This is a genomic window from Mesorhizobium sp. AR02 (genome assembly GCF_024746835.1).
In the GTDB taxonomy this organism is placed as follows: Bacteria; Pseudomonadota; Alphaproteobacteria; order Rhizobiales; family Rhizobiaceae; genus Mesorhizobium.
In genome coordinates, this window is sequence record NZ_CP080531.1 from 2,594,762 (window position 1) to 2,612,186 (window position 17,425).

The window sequence follows — 17,425 nt, forward strand, 5'->3', positions numbered from 1 at the left end:
CCTGACATCCTTGCCGGTTTCGGCAAGAACAAAGGCCTGCGACTGATCAGCTAGCCTTTCCCCAGTGGATCAAGGGTAAGGCCGCGAGGCGGTGCCGACAATCGCTATCTGAACAGATGCACTCTGAAAAACCAGGAGTGTCCGGAACCGGCCAGGCATGCGCCCGGCCGGCTCCGTTGCCTGAGCTCTTACTTCGCCGGCTTGTACCAGCTGTCGAGACCGGTCTGCAGCTTCTTGGCCGCGGCTTCCGGGGTGTCGGTGCCGTTGATGACGTTGGCCGATTCAACCCAGGTCTCGTTTTCGAGGTTCGGCGTGCCGCGCGACAGGATCTGGTAGGTCGAGCGGATCGTCGACTTGCACTTGCCGCGCCAGGAGACGAATTCCTGCGCCAGCGGGTCTGCCATCTTCACCGGCGAGGAGTTCAGGCTGAAGAAGCCCGGCAGCGCGTTGGCGTAGATGGTGGCGAAATCCGGCGAGGCCACCCACGACAGGAAGGTCTTGGCGGCGTCGGCGTTCTTCGAAGCTGCATTCAGGCCCATGCCGATATCGGTATGGTCGGATATGTAGCAGGTGTCACCGGCCTTCTCGACCGGGGGCGGGAAGGCGCCCATCTTGAACTGGGCCTGGGTGTTGAACAGGCCGATTTCCCACGAGCCGGCCGGGTAGATGGCGGCGCGGCCAAGCGTGAACAGGTTCTGGCTGTCCGGATAGGTCTGCGCTTCAAAGCCGTCGCCGAGATACGGCTTCCACTTGGCCAGTTCCTCATACGGAGCGACCCAGTCCTTGTCGGTCAGCTTCTGGTCGCCCTTGATCAGCGCTGCACGGCCGTCCTCGCCCTTCCAGTAGTTGGGGCCGATGTTCTGGTAGCCCATGGTCGCAGCTTCCCAGAGATCCTTGGTGCCCATCGCCATCGGGATGTAGGTGCCGTCGGCCTTGATCTTGTCGAGCGCGGCGAAGAACTCGTCACGGGTCGTCGGCACCTTGATGCCGAGCTTGTCGAAGGCGTCCTTGTTGTAGATGAAGCCATGGATGACGGAGGCCATCGGCACGCAGAAGCTTGCCTTGCCGTCGTCGGTCTGCCAGGCGGACTTGGCCACCGGCGAGAAGTTCTCCATGCCGGGCAGCGCCGAGAGGTCGGCGAGGTTGCCCTTCTTGTAGAGTTCAAGCGACTTGTCGAACGGGCGGCAGGTGATCAGGTCGCCCGCCGAGCCGGCGGCGAGCTTGGCACCGAGGGCCGCGTCATATTCGGTCGGAGCCGATGGTGCGAACACCACCTTGATGCCGGGGTTCTTGGCTTCGAAAGCCGGGATCAGTTTGTCCTTCCAGATGGCAAGGTCGTCACCGCGCCAGCTTTCGATGTTGAGCGTTACGTCCGCGGCAGAAGCCACCCCGGCCGAGCCGAGAATGCTGGTGCCCAGAAGCAGTGCCGTCAGTAGTTTCGTTGTCATGCTCAGTCTCCCTGTTGACCTTTTTCAGGTTCGGTTTTGATGAGAACAGAGGCTTTTGGCCCCTTGCTCCCCTCGCAAGCCCGTTTCACCCCGATGGAAATCGGGATGAAACAGGCTCTATTTCTTTGTTCGAGCATGATCTTTTTCGGGATCATGCCCCAGCGCGGAAAGGGCCGGCCGCAGCTTCTGGCCGGCCTCTTCCAGTATCTTCTGTGCCGCAGCGGCGCTGTCGGCGCCGGCGGCGAGCAGAATGGCGGTCTTGACCGCGCCACCGCTCTTCTCGAGCAGCCCGGCCGCTTCGTCCTTGCCGCGCCCGCTGATGGCGGCGACGATGCGCGCGGCGCGGTCGCGCAGCTTGATGTTGTCGGCCATGAGATTGACCATGTAGCCGTCATGGACATGGCCGAGATGGACGGCGGTCAAGGTCGACAGCATGTTGAGCGCGATCTTCTGGGCGGTGCCGGCGCCCATGCGCGTCGAGCCGGCGATCACTTCCGGCGGCGTTTCGAGCAGGATGGCGGTTTCGGCCTGACGAAGCAGAGCGGAGTCGCGGTTGTTGGCGATGCCGATGGTGGCCGCACCCCGGCGGGCGGCTTCCTCGATGGCGCGTACCGCATAGGGCGTGCTGCCGCTGGCGGAAAGGGCGATCAGGCAATCGCCCGCGCCGATGCCGGCATTGGCCACGGCCGTCGCGGCTTCCTCGGTGTCATCCTCCGGCCCGCCGGCCAGCGTCCTGAACGCCTCGTCGCCGCCGGCGACCAGGATGGCGATGCGGTCGCGCTGGATGCCGAAGGTGCCGGGCAGCTCCAAAGCGTCGGCCAGCGCCATCAGGCCGGAACTGCCGGCCGCGGCATAGGCAAGCTTGCCGCCGCTGTTCAACCGCCCGGCGATGATCTCGGCGGCTTTGGCGATGGCGGGGATGGCATTGCGGACGGCCTTGGCAGCTTCGATCTGCGCATCGGCCAGCGAAACAAGGATAGCTTCCGGAGCCTGGATATCCAGCCCCTCGGCATTCCTGTGAAGCGCTTCGGTGCGCGTTTCAGCCATCCGTGTTCCTCCAATACCAGAACAATACCAAAAAAATACCACTTGTCCACATGCATTAACGAATTCGCGGACAGGAAATCGCTGAGCCGACGAAATATGCAGATTTTTCAATAAAATACGGCTTAATCTTTTTGAAACGGAAATTAATCCTTGGCTATTGGTATTTTATTGGTATTATTCGCCCGGAGGAGAAATCGCGTGAAATTCGTGCTCGGTATCGATGGCGGCGGCACCAGCTGCAGGGCCGCCTTGGCAACGGTGGACGGCGCTGTCGTCGGCCGCGCCAAAAGCGGCGCCGCCAACATCCGCACCGACCTCACCGGGGCGCGCTCGAACATTGTCGACGCCGCGCGGCAGGCTTTCATCGCCGCCGGACAGGATCCCGAACTGATCCCGCAAACCCCCGCCATTCTCGGCCTCGCCGGCGCTAATGTCGGTACCTACCGGCAACAGCTCGAAGCAATCCTGCCGTTCAGCATCAGCCGCGTCGAGACCGACGCCGAGATCGCGCTGGAAGGCGCCGTCGGCTCCGGTGACGGCGCGATGGCGATCCTCGGCACCGGCACCGCCTATATGGCGCGCAGGAACGGCACGTCGCGCGCCATCGGCGGTTGGGGTTTCCAGGTCGGCGACCAGGGCAGCGGCGCCCGCATCGGCCGCGATCTCCTGGAACAGACACTGCTGGCCCATGACGGCGTGCGCGCGCGCTCACCGCTGACCGACGCCATGATGGCCACCTTCCGCAACAATCCCGAGGACGTGGTCGAGTTCACCACCAATGCCAAGCCCGGCGATTTCGGCGGCTTCGCGCCCAAAGTGTTCGAGCATGCCGAAAAGGGCGATGCCGTCGCCAACTGGATCGTCGACAAGGCGGTCAGCGATGTCGAAGCTTCGCTCGGCGCGCTCGGCCTTCCGGATGATGCGCCGCTTTGCCTGCTCGGCGGACTGGCACCGCTTTATGCGCCGCGCCTGTCGGCACGCTACCAGGCGCTGCTGACGCCGCCGCTCGACGACGCGCTGGGCGGGGCGGTGCAGATGGCGGCGCGTCTGTTCGCCAAACCAGCGGAGGCGGCTCGATGAGCGACGCCGCCGACCAGATCTTCGCCACGCTGAAGCAATCCTCGCAAAGCGGCGCCCCGCTCTATCTGCAGCTGCGCAAAAGCATCGAGGACGCGGTCAACCGCGGCCTGATCGGGCCGGGTGACGCGCTGCCGTCCGAGCGCGACATCGCCACCAAGGCCGACATTTCCCGCGTCACCGTGCGCAAGGCGGTGCAGGACCTGGTCAAGGGCGGCATACTGGTGCAGCGTCATGGCTCCGGCACTTTCGTGGCGCCACGCATGGAGCGCGTCGAGCAATCGCTGTCGCGGCTGACCTCGTTTACCGAAGACATGGCGCGGCGCGGCATGGCGGTGCGTTCGGCCTGGCTCGACCGTGGCCTCTACGCGCCCTCGCCCGACGAGATGATGGTGCTCGGCCTGTCGTCGAGCGAACTGGTGGCGCGTGTGGCCCGCCTGCGCATCGCCAATGACACGCCGCTGGCGATCGAACGCGCCTCGTTGTCGGCCAGCGTGCTGCCCGACCCTGCGGGCATCGGCTCCTCGCTCTATGCGGCGCTGGAATTGACCGGCAACCGGCCGGTGCGGGCGGTGCAGCGCATATCGGCCGCCAATCTTGGCGACAGCGATGCGCGCCTGCTCGAAGTGCCGCCGGGCATTGCCGGCCTGCACATCGAGCGCATTTCCTATCTCGCGAGCGGCAAGGTGATCGAATTCACCCGCTCCATCTATCGGGGCGACGCTTATGATTTCGTCGCCGAACTGCGGCTGACAGGGCCGAGCGAAGAGGGCCGACCATGATCTCCAACACCACCCATATGCAGCGCGAGATCGAGGAGATCCCGCAAGCCGTCGCCCGCCTGCTCGATGGCTCCGGCGCCGTGCTCGCCGAAGCCGGGCGCGGCATCAGGGAACGCGACCCCCATTTCGTCGTCACTGTGGCGCGCGGCTCGTCCGACCATGCCGCGACCTTCATGAAATATGCCGTCGAACTGACCGCGGGCCTTGCCGTCGCTTCGGTCGGCCCTTCCATCGCTTCGATCTATGGCCGCAAGCTCCGCCTTGGCGGCTCGGCCTGCCTGGCGATCTCGCAGTCGGGCAAGAGCCCTGACATCGTCGCCATGGCCGAAACCGCACGCGCCGGCGGCGCGCTGACCATCGCAATCACCAACACCGCCGATTCGCCGCTGGCGCGCGCCTCGGACTATGCGATCGACATATTGGCCGGGCCCGAGCGCAGCGTCGCGGCAACCAAGACCTTCGTCAATTCCGCCGTCGCCGGTCTTGCTTTGATGGCGCATTCCACCGGCGACGAGGCGCTTCTGGCGGCACTTGCCCGCTTGCCCGAGCATTTCGGCAAGGCGATCGCCTGCGACTGGATGAGCGTGCTCTCCGAAACCATCGAGAAGCAGAAGTCGCTGTTCATCCTTGGCCGCGGCCCGTCGGCGGCGATGGCCAACGAGGCGGCACTGAAGTTCAAGGAAACCTGCGGCATGCATGCCGAGGCCTATAGTGCGGCCGAAGTGATGCATGGCCCGCTGGCGCTGATCGGCCCCGACTTTCCCGTGCTGGCGCTGGCCGCGCGCGATGCGTCCGAGCCGTCCATCGCCGAAGCGGCAGACGGCCTGGCGGCCAAGGGGGCGCCGGTGTTCGTTACATCAGCGCTTGCCAACCGCGCCACGCGCCTGCCGCATGTCGCCACCGGTCACCCGCTGACCGATCCGCTGACGCTGATCGTCTCCTTCTACGTGTTCGTCGAGGCCTTCGCGCGCCACCGCGGCCTCGATCCGGACACGCCGCGCAATCTTCGCAAGGTGACGGAGACGGTATGAGCGATCGTTTTGCCCTGACCGGCGCCCGCATTTTCGACGGCGACGACTGGCATGAAGACGCGGCACTTGTCGTGCGTGACGGCCTGGTCGAGGCTATTTTGCCCACCGGTGCCATCCCCGCGGATATCCGTGCTGTCGACACTGGCGGCCGCATGCTGGTGCCGGGCTTCGTCGACATCCAGGTCAATGGCGGCGGCGGCGTCATGCTCAACGACCACCCCGATGTCGCCTCGATCGAAACCATATGCCGGGCGCACGCGCCGTTCGGCACGACGGCGCTGCTGGCGACGCTGATCACCGATACGCCTGCCATCACCGCTGCTGCCATCGCCGCCGGCGAGGCAGCCGCGCAGCAAAAGGTTCCGGGATTCCTCGGCTTGCATCTCGAAGGCCCGCATCTGTCGATCGCCCGCAAGGGCGCGCATGATCCGGCGCTGATCCGGCCGATGACGGATGCCGACCAGGCGATGCTGATCGCGGCCCGGCAGAAGCTGCCTGTGTTGCTCACCACGATCGCGCCGGAATCCGTCGAACCGGCGCGCGTTGCGGCATTGGTCAAGGCCGGCGTCGTCGTCAGCCTCGGCCATTCCGACACGGGTTACGCCACGGCAAAAGCCTTCGCCGAAGCGGGTGCCAGCGTGGTCACCCATCTGTTCAACGCGATGAGCCAGATCGGCAACCGGGAACCTGGCCTTGTCGGTGCGGCCATCGACATTGGTACCTTGTCCGCCGGGCTGATCGCCGACGGCATTCATGTTCATCCCACGACCATCAGGATCGCGCTCGATGCCAAGCAGGGCCCGGGCAAGATCGTGCTGGTCAGCGACGCGATGGCGACGATCGGCACCGACATGACCTCGTTCACGCTGAACGGCCGCACCATCTACCGCCGGGATGGGAGTCTCAGGCTTGCCGACGGCACGCTGGCTGGCGCCGATCTCGACATGATCTCGGCCGTGCGCTTCATGCACAATGTCGTTGGTATCGATCTGTCCGAGGCCTTGCGCATGGCCTCGCTCTACCCGGCGCAGGCGATCGGCCAGTCGCACCGGCTTGGCCGCCTGGCCAATGGCACGGCGGCGGATATCGTTGCGCTGTCGGACGATCTTGGCATAGGAAGCGTCTGGATCGGCGGCGACAAGGTGTTCGAGGCCGGCGCTTCACGCTGAAAGCGAGGCCATGCAGACAATCGATTGTGTCGTCGCCGGAGCAGGCGTCGTCGGGCTTGCCATTGCCAGGGCGCTTGCCGTGTCGGGCCGTGAGGTGGTGGTGGTCGAGCAGGCCGATGCGATCGGCACCATCACCAGTTCGCGCAATTCCGAAGTCATCCATGCCGGGCTCTACTATGCGCCGGGAAGCCTGAAGGCCCGGCTCTGCGTCGAAGGGCGTCGGCAACTCTACGCCTACTGCGCGGAGCACAACGTCGCCCATGCTCGCACCGGCAAGCTGATCGTTGCCAGCGAGCCAGGCCAGACGGACGGGTTGCGGAAGATCCAGGAAAATGCGCGACGCTGTGGGGTCGACGATCTCCAGTTCTTGACGCGGGGCGAGGCCGAAAGCCTGGAACCGGCGCTGACATGTGCCGGCGCGCTCTTGTCGCCATCGACCGGCATTGTCGACAGCCATGCACTGATGCTCTCGCTGCGCGGCGACGCCGAAGCCGCCGGCGCATCTTTCGCTTTCCTCACCTCGGTCGCCGGGGCGACGATCGACGCCGACGGGATCCGGATCGACACGCGCGATGCCTATGGCGAGACCTTCGCCCTGGAGGCTCGCGCCTTCGTCAATGCGGCGGGTCTTGATGCGCAAGCGGTGGCCTGCCGCATCGATGGCTTCCCAAGGGATCTCATCCCCCGGCAGTGGCTGGCGCGCGGAAACTATTTCGCGCTTCCGGGCCGGTCGCCGTTTTCGCGGCTGATCTATCCGGTCCCAGTCGAAGGCGGCCTTGGCGTCCATCTGACGCTTGACCTCGGCGGCAGTGCGCGCTTCGGGCCTGATGTCGAATGGGTCGACCGCGTGGATTATACCGTCGATCCCGACCGAAGCGCCGTCTTCTATGAAGCGATCCGGCACTATTGGCCCGATCTTGCCGACGGCGCCCTGCAACCGGCCTATGCCGGCATCAGGCCGAAACTGTCCGGCCCGGGTCAGGCGGCGGCCGATTTCATGATCCAGGGTCCGGCCGATCATGGCACTGGGCGGATCGTCAATCTGTTCGGCATAGAGAGCCCCGGCCTGACGGCAAGCCTGGCGATCGCCGACCATGTCGTCGAACTGCTGGACGGGAAATGACAGGGCCGTCGGGCATTGTCGTCTCAAGCGAACGTCATGAAACCTTTTGATTTTGAAGCCGTTGTCAGGGCGTATGTCCGACGCGAAGCCCAGATCGAAACCGGCCGACGGCATCAAACCGGACGGCACTCCGAAGCCACGTCGAGGAAAGCCGCGACGCCAGAGGCCGCGTGACGAGATTCCGCGCGATAATGAGCCGCGCGAGAAGAAGCCGCGCAAGAACAAGGCATCGATCGTCGAAGCGGCAGCTTCCGAGGTTGTCGGCGAGACTCCACTGCCACCGGAAGCCGTCGAACCCGATCCGGAGTTGACGGCCGAGGAGGCCGAGCAGGCGCGCAAGAAGTACCTGCTGAAGCGGTTCTGGATCAGCGGACGCGGTTACTGGGGGCGGCACGGCGACAGACTCGGCTGGCCATTGACGGTCGGGCTGCTGATCCTGATCATCGTCAATGTCGGCTTTCAGTACGGCATCAATCTCTGGAACCGCGCCATCTTCGACGCCATCGAAAGGCGCGACGCCCATACCGTCTATTTCCTCAGCGCGGTGTTCGTGCCGCTCGTGCTTGGCAGCATCAGCCTTGTCGTCGTGCAGGTCTATCTGCGCATGACCATGCAGCGCCGCTGGCGCTCCTGGCTGACCACCTCGGTGATAGCGCGCTGGTTGGCCAATGGCCGCTACTACCAGCTGAACCTCGTGAAGGGTGACCACCAGAACCCCGAGGCCCGCCTCTCGGAAGATCTGCGCGTCGCCACCGAGGCGCCGGTCGACTTCGTCGCCGGCGTAATTGTCGCCACCCTGTCGGCCTCGACCTTCATCGTGGTGCTGTGGACGATCGGCGGAGCCTTGAGCGTCACGCTGGGAGGCTCGACCTTCACCGTGCCCGGCTTCCTCGTCATCACGGCGGTGATCTATGCCGCGATCACCTCCACCTCGATGTTCGTTATCGGCCGCGATTTCGTGCGTTTGTCCGAGGAGAAGAACCAGACGGAAGCCGAATTCCGCTACGTGCTGACGCGCGTGCGCGAAAACGGCGAGAGCATCGCCTTGCTCGGCGGCGAGGCGGAGGAACGGAGCGGCATCGACAGGACCTTTGCAGGCGTGCTGAAGCGATGGGCGCAACTGACCGGCCAGCACATGCGCACGGCGGTGGTGTCGCAGGGCTCGAGCCTGTTCGCGCCGGTCGTGCCGGTGCTGCTGTGCGCGCCAAAATTCCTCGAAGGCTCGATGTCGCTCGGCCAGGTCATGCAGGCGGCCTCCGCCTTCGCCATCGTGCAGGGCGCGTTCGGCTGGCTGGTCGACAATTATCCACGTCTTGCCGACTGGAACGCCTCCGCACGCCGCATCGCCTCGCTGATGATGTCGCTCGACGGGCTGGAGCGTGCCGAACAGAGCGACGAGCTGGGGCGCATCAAGCATGGCGAGACCAAGGGCGATACGATGCTCTCCCTCGACAATCTCTCCGTGACGCTCGACGACGGCACTTCCGTGGTGAAGGAAACGGAAGTCGGAGTTGAAGCGGGCGAGCGGGTGCTGGTGTCCGGCGAATCCGGCTCGGGCAAGTCGACGCTGGTGCGGGCGATCGCCGGCCTGTGGCCATGGGGAAGCGGCAGCGTCAATTTCCATCCCGACAAACGATTGTTCATGCTGCCGCAGCGGCCCTACATCCCTTCCGGCACGCTGCGCCGGGTGGTCGCCTATCCCGCGGCGGCCAACCGCTGGAAGATCGAACAGATCAAGGCCGCCCTCGACAAGGTCGGCCTCGGCTACCTCACCGGCCGGATCAAAGAGGAAGCGCCCTGGGACCAGACCCTGTCGGGCGGCGAAAAACAGCGGGTCGCCTTCGCGCGCCTTTTGCTGCATCGCCCAGACATCGTCGTGCTGGACGAGGCGACCTCGGCGCTGGATGAGAAGAGCCAGGACCAGATGATGGAAACGGTGATCCGCGAATTGCCCGAGGTTACCATCGTCAGCGTGGCGCACCGCGCCGAACTGGAAGCCTTCCACACCCGCAAGATCACGCTGGAGCGGCGCAAGGGCGGCGCAAAACTGGTCGGGGATATCAACCTTGTGCCGCGCAAGCGCAAACGCAGCCTGCTTCAGCGTGCCTTGTGGGGCTCCGGGACGAGGCTTGAAAAGCCGCGCAAGACGGCGAGCCGCTAATTAGGACGCGTAGAGATCCTTGTAGGTGTCGCGCAAAAGATTCTTCTGCACCTTGCCCATCGTGTTGCGCGGCAATTCGTCGACGAAGATCACCTGCTTCGGATGCTTGTATTTCGCCAAGCGCCCGGCGATGGCGCCAAGGATTTCAGCTCCGGTGATCTGTGCCCCCGGCGCCCGCACGACGACCGCGGTGACACCTTCGCCGAAATCCGGATGGGCAACACCGATGACGGCGCTTTCCAAGACCCCGGCAAGCGCGTCGATCTCGCTTTCGAGCTCCTTCGGATAGATGTTGTAGCCGCCCGATATGATCAGGTCCTTGCCGCGGCCGACGATGTGGACATAACCATCGGCATCGACGATGCCGAGATCGCCGGTGATGAAGAAGCCGTCGGCGCGGAATTCCGCCTTGGTCTTTTCCGGCATGCGCCAGTAGCCACCAAACACGTTCGGACCCTTGACCTCGATCATGCCGACCTCGCCCTGGGCCAACGGCTTGCCCGTGTCGGGATCGGCGATGCGCAGCGCAACACCGGGCAAGGGGAAGCCGACCGTGCCGGCGCGCCGTTCGCCGTCATAGGGATTGGAGGTGTTCATGTTGGTCTCGGTCATGCCGTAGCGTTCGAGGATGGCGTGGCCGGTGCGCTCGCGCCAGGCCTTGTGCGTCTCGGCCAGCAGCGGCGCCGAGCCGGACACGAACAGGCGGATATTCTTCGCCGCCTCGCGGTCCAGGCCATCCTGCTGGAGCAGGCGCACATAAAAGGTCGGCACGCCCATCAGCACTGTGGCACGCGGCAGCAGTGCGATGATGCGGGCCGGATCGAATTTCTGTTCGAACCGCATCGAGGCGCCGGCCATCAGGATGACGTTGGTGGCGACAAACAGGCCGTGCGTATGGAAGATCGGCAGCGCGTGGATCAGCACATCGCCTGAGGTGAAGCGCCATTGCTCGACCAGCACCCGCGCATTCGAGGCGAGGTTCTCGTGGCTGAGCATGGCGCCTTTCGATCGGCCGGTGGTTCCCGACGTGTAGAGAATTGCCGCGAGATCATCCGCGCCCCGCTCGACATCGTGAAAATCGGACGCCTGCCGCGATGCCTGGTCCGCCAGCGATCCCTGGCCATGGCGGTCGAGCGTGACCACGACCGCGCCGGATGGCTCGACCATGCGCGCGATATCGGCCGACTTCGCCGGATCGCAGATAATGACGCGAGGTGCTGCATCGCCGAAGAAATATGCGAGCTCGGTCAGCGTGTAGGCGGTGTTGAGCGGCAGAAAGACGGCACCGGCGCGCACACAGGCGAGGTAGAGCAACAGCGCCTCCGGGCTCTTCTCGACCTGCACCGCGACACGATCACCCGGCTCGACGTCCAACTGCAAAAGCGCATGCGCGAGCTGCGCCGACCGCGCCAGCATGTCGCCATAGCTGAGCCAGCGCCCATCGTCGGTTTCCATCAACAGACGCCCGGGCGCCGGCATCCGGGACCGGAACGCATCGAACAGATGATTGCTCATGAAGTTTTCCCTGGGGTGGCGGCAATGGCGGCGCCGGACACGCTCTTCAGGCGGCATGCATCGGCGGCGAAGAGTTCGCGTTTCCCAGCCACGCCGTCAAGACCGCCAACAGCGGTCAAGCGCGTCCCGTTTGCCGAAAAGGTCGTGAACGATGCCGGCAAAATCCGCGAAAGGAAACGATCGTTACCGCCGGGCGCGTTCGACCGAGGCGGCGGCTTTTGAGATTTCGCCTTGCTTGAAGCGTTCCATGCACATGGAAGCGGTCAGCTGATAGTGATCGATCAAGGCCTGGACGGCGCCGTCGGCATTGCCGTCCAGCGCGCATTCGGCGATCAGCCGGTGTTCGCCGAAATCGTCGCGCTGGATGCCTTCGCCGTCACTGGCCATTTGCCGGTAGCGATAGGCGTGATCGGAAAGCTGATCGCAGAAACCCACCAGCCAGTGCGACCGGCAGGCCGAGATCAGCACCCGATGGAAGGTGCGGTGCAATTTCTCCCAATCCGGATCGAGCGACGAGAGACTTTGCGGCGAAAGGCGTGAGGCGCGGCCCAGGCGATGCAGTGCCAGCACCAGCTGTTCTTCCCATTCGGCGGTGCGGTGAGCAATGGATTCGCGAAGCGCCCGCTCCTCGAGCCAGCAGCGGGTGCGCGTCAACTCCTCGAGCTCCGTCGCACTGACCGGCATGATGAAAAAGCCACGCTGGTCGTGACGACCAAGAAGTCCTTCGGAGGCAAGGCGATTCAGGGCTTCACGAACCGGGGAAGCACCGGCGCCATACTTGGAAACAACCCACTCGACCCGCAGCTTGCTTTCGGTTTCAAGAGCACCGCCGAGAAGATCATCCCGCAATTGGTGATAGACCGTACTGGCAAGTGTGCTCTTGGATCCTGTGCCGTCGTCGTTCAGGTTGGCAGCTCCATATGTCAAAGTTGACTCCTTGTCCCCATTTTTCTCCGGGCAATCGAGTCCGAAAAGAATCCTTCCGTACATGTATCATACAGTGTTTGCGCCCAGAGGCTCAAGCAGAAGATGGCTCTATTGTACTTAAGCACAAAGGAATATATCCCGATCTGCATCTGATCGTGGAAATTTGCGCGTCTCTACAACCAGTAGAAGCTTAACGTGTTTTGTATGCACGCAAGATCATCTGTTTCTCGTGTGGCCATGCGAGCATCTTTTCTGGCGCGCGCAAAGACAGCGGATGGTTCGCCCGAATCAGCCTTCTGTGCCGGTCTGATTCGGGCATGGCGGGCCCTGAAGGAACCGCGTCTGCACCCGGCTTTGGCCGGCCTATTGGACTGAAACGGGGGATCTTGGCGAGTTAGCCGGCGGCTTTGTCGGCCGCTGTCCTGATTGCCTCGATGTTGGCGCGGTAAGCTTCGACGCTGCCGCCCTTGAAGATGGCGGCACCTGCCACCAGCACATCGGCGCCGGCTGATGTGACCAAGGGGGCTGTTTCGGGCGAAACGCCGCCGTCGATTTCGATGCGGATCGGCCGGTCGCCGATCAGCGCCTTGACCCTTCTCACCTTGTCGACCATGGCAGGGATGAAAGCCTGGCCGCCAAAACCTGGATTGACGGTCATGATCAGGATCAGGTCGAGCCGGTCGAGCACATATTCGATCATCGTTTCCGGCGTCGCCGGATTGAGCGACACACCGGCCTTCTTGCCGAGGTTCCTGATGGTCTGCAGCGAGCGGTCGAGATGCGGGCCGGCCTCCGCATGCACCGTCATGCCGTCACAGCCGGCCTCGGCGAAGGCGGCGAGATAGGGATCGGCCGGCGCAATCATCAGATGGCAGTCGAAGAAAGCCTTGGTGCGGTTGCGGATCGCCTTGATGACGGGCGGACCGAAGGTGATGTTGGGGACGAAATGGCCATCCATGACATCGAGATGGATCCAGTCCGCACCGGCCGCCGCCACCGCTTCGACCTCGTCACCGAGCTTCGAAAAGTCCGAAGCCAGCACCGACGGTGCGATCAAGGTCTTTCTGCTCATCTCGCGGCCTTTCCGGGCGCCCTTTTCATAACCGCTCACCCTGGACCGACTGCCTAATGCGCGGCGGGTGACTTGTCGAGGGTGCAGACACGGCGGCTCCACAGGCTTGGGTGGCGTTGCGGCGTCTCCGATCCACACTTGGGTCATGAAGAAAAACCCGCCGGCTTGCGCCGGCGGGTTCGTGGTCTTGGTGTCGCGCAGACGGTTACTGCTGCTGGAGTTTCAGGATCCTGTTTGGTACCGGGTCCTGTTGCTGTTCGGACTGCGGCAGGCGCCTTGGCAGGACCTGCTGCAGCAGGATGCCCGGGTTGAGCTCCAGCGACGGCTGCCCGCGCATCGGCCGGCAGTTGGGATACCGCCCAACCGTGCCTTCCGGGCAGCGCCGCCTGAAGATCGGCTGACACTGGCCATTGATCATCTGCGAGCCCGGTGCGCATTCCGTCTGTTGCCTGGGTTTGCGGCACGCGCCGTCGATCACCTCGGTCCCACGCGGGCAGACACACTCGCCGCGCTTGTTGTGGACCTGGCCGCGTATGTCGCACTGCTCCAGTTGCGGCTGCTTGCGCCGGCAGGCATTGCCTTGCACCTCGGTACCCCGCGGGCAGACGCAATTGCCGTCGGCGTCGTGGACCTGGCCACGGATGGTGCACTGGTCAGGCTTCGGCCGGACCGGACGGCAGGCCCCGTTGCGCACCTCGGTTCCTTGCGGACAGACGCAATCGCCATCGGCATTGCGGATCTGGCCGGGGATGCGGCACTGCTGGGGCTTCGGCCGGACCGGACGGCAAGCGCCGTTGCGCACTTCGGTCCCTTGCGGGCAGACGCAGTCGCCATCGGCGTTGTGGATCTGGCCACGGATGGTGCACTGCTCAGGCTTCGGCCTGTCCCTCACACACGCGTTGGCTTGCCTGTCGAGATGCGTTCCGTCGGGGCAGTAGCAGCCATTGCCGTCCGAAGTCGGGACCGAACCGGGTATGGTGCAGCCTGGCTTGGAGGTCTTGACGCAGGCACCGTTCTCAAGCTCCGTGCCGCGTGGGCAGATGCAGCGCCCGTCCTCGGTCCGGATCTGGCCTTCGAGCAGCACGCAGCGCTTCGGCGGCGGCACGGGAAGCGGCAGAAGGTTGGTGCCGCCGCCGGTGCACTGGCCGTTGCGGAAGGTGGTGCCTTCCGGGCAGACGCAGCGGCCAGCGTCGTTCATGACGAAGCCCGGCGAGCACTGGTTCTTCACCTCATGCGTGATGATGAAGGGGTGGCACGCATAGGCCTTGCCGCGATCGCCCTGCAGGTTGGTCTGGTCGCCGCCCAGCACGTCGCCGCCGCCCTGCACCCGCGTGTCGGGAGACAGGACACCAACGCAGTTCTGGCCATTGACGTTGCCCTGCAGATTGGCGAGACGCCCGTCGTCGGGAATGACCACGGTGACGTGATGCGACTGGCTTTCGCCGGCACCGAGCGTCAGGTTGGCGATGCAGGAGGCCGGCAGTGTCATCGGCTCCGGCGAACAGCCGAAGGGCGGGTCGATCGAGGTGATCGCAACGCCATCCAGCCGGCCGAGACCTTCCACGCCGATCGCATCACCGATGCGAACCGGGCCAGAGAAGGGGCTCGTCCCATCATTTGTGATGGCGATGTCGAACGAGCAGGGCTGGCCGAGCCGGCATTCGCGGTCGCCGGTCTTTTCGACACGGATGGTCGAAGAGCCGCCGCCCTTGGCGCAGGCCTGGCCGATCGGATTGACGACGTCGTCGCCTGGCGCCGGACCATAGGAGCCGCGCGCGCAGTTCTCGAACTCGCCATTGGCCGAGACCGTCACGTCGAAGTGCCTGCTGGTTCCGGGTGTCATGACGGCGCCGGGAATCTGGCACGACAGCGTGTTGGCCGGAACCGGTCCGCACGCCCATTCCGCGCCGTCTGGTGTGACGGTCTGGATCTGGACAGGCGCGCCGCCCGACACCAGCGTGGCGGCATCGTTGACCCGCACCGGACCGGTGGGGGCAGCCGTGCCGGCGTTGGAGACGGTGATGCGGCAAGAGACGACCGCGGCACCGGCCAGTGAGCCATTGCAGACCTTGGTGATGCGCAGGCCAGGCTGGCCGCCATTGGGACGACGGATGCGTTCCTTGGCGCAAGCCTTGTTGTTGGTGAGGTCGACCTCACCGGGAATGGCCTTCACCTCGGCGCAGTTCTCGACCGTATCCGACTGGTAGCCGGCCGGCATGACCGCCTTGACGAAGATCGGCGTCGAGGCGCCCGCGGGCAGCGAAATCCCTGCATTGTCGCAGCGGAACTGGCCGGGGCCGTTCGGTCCGCATGTCCAGGGCGGGCTCGGCCCGAAGGTCGAGGAGGCCGGCGCGCCGCCAGGGTAGTTGTCGATCACCGTCAGCGGCCCATTATAGGTTGCTGTGCCGTTGTTGATGATGTCGATCACGAAGAAGCAGACGCCGTCGGCCGTGCAGATTTCGGTGCGGGCACGCTTCTTCAGGATCAGGTCGACCTTCTTCTCGACCGGCGGCTGGCAGTCGCGGTCGCGATCGCCACGGCGGCAGATCGGGATCGAGGCGCAGCCCCTGTCGTTTTGCTGGCTGCCGAACAGCGGCTTGCCGCTGGCCGGATAATTATAGGTGGCGCAGTTGCGCAGCACCTTGCCTTGCCAGCCCCCGGCCGGCTTGAAGCCGAGCTTGAGGTCGACAAAAGCCCCCGGATTGAGCGTGGTCACCGGATAGGTGCATGTCATCGGGGTGGTGCCGGGCACGCAGACCCAAGGCGGATTGGGCCCTGAACTCAGCGTCGAACCGGCCGGCAGCGTCACTTCGTCAAGCACGATCTTGCCGTTATAGGGCGCGGTGCCGACATTGGTGACCCGGATGGTGAAGTCGCAGCCGCCGGCCATGGTGCAGCGCGGGACATCGGCGCGTTTCTCGACCTTGAGGTCCGGCTCCTTGTCCTTGGGCGGGCATCTCTGGTCACGCGGGATGACGATATCGATGGTCTGCGTGCAGCATAGGCCCCAGCCTTCCTTCGGGCCGGGATAGGTCTCGATGCCGGTGACGATGAGGTGGATGACGTCGCCGGGCGATGCGCCGACGATCTTCCAGTTGAGCACACCGCCGCCCGGAGGCACCAGCTGGGTGTCGGGGATGATGGTGATGCCGGGCGTGGTGGTCGACACCTGCACCCACTTGCCGGCCATCTCCGGGCCGACCGGCATGTGGTAGATGAAGGCGCCGCCGCCGGGCACGCAATCGACCGTGCCGCGTTCCACCTTGAAGCATTCCTTGCCGGGAGGCGGTGGCGGGGGTTCGCACTTGGTGACGTCGATCTTGATCGAGGTTTTCACGCCGGTCTTGTAGTCGCCATCGTCGGGCTTGCTCGGATCCTGCGACGGGATGATGGAGCCCGTCCCGGTTCCGTTTGTCACCTTGATCAGGCCCTGGTTGTCGACCATCGTTGGCGCGGGAAACGCCGCGTGGTCGATCTTGGCCGTGATCTGGAAGGTGATGACGCGTTCGTTCGCTGCGCCGACGCCATCGAGATCGTCGGCGGAAAGCCGGAAATCGGAAACCGTCGCCGTATCGTTCGGATTTGTCGACGTGCTGATCGAAGCGCCGGGCAGCGGCCCACCGGATGAATCCGTGCCGTCGCCGCCTACATGCACGCTGACGATCTGCAGGCCGTGCGGAAGCACGTCCTTGAAGTCGAGCTGGGCTTTTTTCAACAAGGCCGCCAGGCTCGGGTTGGCAAAGTTCTGCGGATCGCCGCGCACGCCGAAGCTCAGGAAATATTCGACATAGTCGCAGCTTCGTTGTCCGCCTTTCTTGGTGAAGAAGGGTACGAGCCGTCCCGGCTCCGGATTGACGACGCGTGGGTTGTCGAAATCGAGCTTGGGTTGGGTGACAGCGGTGTAGACATCATAGGCGAAGCTTTGCACCGGGGTCAGGGTGGCGACCGCGATACCGGCCGCCATCAGCCAGCGCGCGCCGCGCCTGGCGTATGACAGGGGTTTCATGATCGTCTCCATGACGGTTGAGTTGTTTTGCGCGAGCGGGGAGAGTGCGAGATTTTTCATCTTCCCC

At 64.5% G+C, this 17,425-nt stretch carries 12 protein-coding genes; 6 read left to right on the plus strand and 6 right to left on the minus strand.

Annotated features, from left to right (window positions below):
• Positions 1 to 188: 188 nt before the first annotated feature.
• Positions 189 to 1,448: an ABC transporter substrate-binding protein gene (locus DBIPINDM_RS16545; protein WP_258588244.1), complete on the minus strand. Its 1,260-nt coding sequence runs from the start codon at positions 1,446 to 1,448 to the stop codon at positions 189 to 191.
• Between the two features lie 117 nt (positions 1,449 to 1,565).
• The gene (locus tag DBIPINDM_RS16550) at positions 1,566 to 2,495 is read right to left on the minus strand and encodes an N-acetylmuramic acid 6-phosphate etherase (protein WP_258588245.1); all 930 of its coding nucleotides are present in this window, start codon (positions 2,493 to 2,495) and stop codon (positions 1,566 to 1,568) included.
• 198 nt (positions 2,496 to 2,693) lie between these two features.
• Here DBIPINDM_RS16550 and DBIPINDM_RS16555 point away from each other — a divergent pair, with 198 nt between their 5' ends.
• The 6 genes from DBIPINDM_RS16555 (at position 2,694) to DBIPINDM_RS16580 (ending at position 9,838) form a co-directional block, all read left to right on the plus strand.
• Positions 2,694 to 3,575, plus strand: a complete 882-nt coding sequence (locus tag DBIPINDM_RS16555; RefSeq protein WP_258588246.1) for an N-acetylglucosamine kinase — start codon at positions 2,694 to 2,696, stop codon at positions 3,573 to 3,575.
• Positions 3,572 to 4,354, plus strand: coding sequence for a GntR family transcriptional regulator (locus tag DBIPINDM_RS16560; protein WP_096452258.1), 783 nt, complete (start codon positions 3,572 to 3,574; stop codon positions 4,352 to 4,354). The genes DBIPINDM_RS16555 and DBIPINDM_RS16560 overlap by 4 nt, the downstream gene beginning before the upstream one ends.
• Positions 4,351 to 5,385, plus strand: a complete 1,035-nt coding sequence (locus DBIPINDM_RS16565; RefSeq protein WP_258588247.1) for an SIS domain-containing protein — start codon at positions 4,351 to 4,353, stop codon at positions 5,383 to 5,385. Before DBIPINDM_RS16560 ends, DBIPINDM_RS16565 begins: the two co-directional genes overlap by 4 nt.
• Entirely contained in the window at positions 5,382 to 6,554 is a 1,173-nt protein-coding gene (gene nagA / locus DBIPINDM_RS16570) for an N-acetylglucosamine-6-phosphate deacetylase (protein WP_258588248.1), read from the plus strand. Before DBIPINDM_RS16565 ends, nagA begins: the two co-directional genes overlap by 4 nt.
• Positions 6,555 to 6,564: 10 nt before the next feature.
• A complete protein-coding gene (locus DBIPINDM_RS16575; protein ID WP_258588249.1) occupies positions 6,565 to 7,677 on the plus strand; it encodes an NAD(P)/FAD-dependent oxidoreductase in 1,113 nt (370 codons plus the stop codon).
• Positions 7,678 to 7,750: 73 nt separating this feature from the next.
• A complete protein-coding gene (locus DBIPINDM_RS16580) occupies positions 7,751 to 9,838 on the plus strand; it encodes an ABC transporter ATP-binding protein/permease (protein WP_258588250.1) in 2,088 nt (695 codons plus the stop codon).
• Here DBIPINDM_RS16580 and DBIPINDM_RS16585 read toward each other — a convergent pair whose 3' ends face one another.
• The 4 genes from DBIPINDM_RS16585 to DBIPINDM_RS16600 form a co-directional block, all read right to left on the minus strand.
• Entirely contained in the window at positions 9,839 to 11,353 is a 1,515-nt protein-coding gene (locus tag DBIPINDM_RS16585; protein WP_258588251.1) for a malonate--CoA ligase, read from the minus strand.
• Positions 11,354 to 11,536: 183 nt separating this feature from the next.
• Positions 11,537 to 12,280 carry a GntR family transcriptional regulator gene (locus DBIPINDM_RS16590; protein ID WP_258589291.1) on the minus strand — a complete coding sequence of 248 codons (744 nt, stop codon included), beginning with the start codon at positions 12,278 to 12,280 and terminating at the stop codon, positions 11,537 to 11,539.
• A gap of 394 nt (positions 12,281 to 12,674) precedes the next feature.
• Entirely contained in the window at positions 12,675 to 13,352 is a 678-nt protein-coding gene (gene rpe / locus DBIPINDM_RS16595) for a ribulose-phosphate 3-epimerase (protein ID WP_258588252.1), read from the minus strand.
• Positions 13,353 to 13,557: 205 nt separating this feature from the next.
• On the minus strand, positions 13,558 to 17,418 hold the full coding sequence (locus DBIPINDM_RS16600; RefSeq protein ID WP_258588253.1) for a DUF11 domain-containing protein: 3,861 nt from the start codon (positions 17,416 to 17,418) through the stop codon (positions 13,558 to 13,560).
• Positions 17,419 to 17,425 lie beyond the last annotated feature (7 nt).